This window comes from Acinetobacter sp. KAM396 (assembly GCF_021602765.1).
Taxonomy (GTDB): Bacteria; Pseudomonadota; Gammaproteobacteria; order Pseudomonadales; family Moraxellaceae; genus Acinetobacter; species Acinetobacter towneri_A.
In genome coordinates this window covers 1-472 of record NZ_BPPH01000109.1, presented here as the reverse complement: position 1 = coordinate 472, position 472 = coordinate 1, and the positions used below count along the sequence as shown (strand labels likewise).

Annotated in this window: 1 pseudogene; it reads right to left on the bottom strand. The window is 45.8% G+C overall.

Annotation, left to right across the window (positions count from 1 at the left end):
• A pseudogene (locus L6C30_RS14735) lies at positions 1–472 on the bottom strand (IS3 family transposase); the annotation flags it as partial.

Sequence of the window (472 nt, the reverse complement as noted above, 5' to 3'; positions counted from 1 at the left end):
AAGCTGATCATGCATAAAATCTAATGACCAAACCTGATTTTCTCGGATTGGTTCTTTCAATGGTTCAGGCGCATGCCGTTTTAGTCTTCTTCTCGGTTTAATACGCAGATTCAGTGCCAACTCACAGTAAATGCGGTAAACCCGCTTGTGATTCCAGCAGCAACTCTCAACATGCCGTAAATACGAGAAGCACAAACCAAAGCCCCAATCGGAATTTTCCTCAGTGAGTTCAATGAGCTGTTCAGCAATGAGTGCATTGTCATCGCTGAGATTGGCTTGATAGCGGTAGCAGGTTTCACTAATGCCAAATGCTTTACAAGCCAAACGAATACTAATGGCATGCTGGGCAACTGCCTGTTGTGCCATCTTACGCCGGCAAGATGGCTTTACCCTTGCGCAGCAGTGCTGCTCATTGCCATCGCTTCCTGGATGATTTCGGCCTTTAATCGCTCTTCCGCATACATCTTTTTAA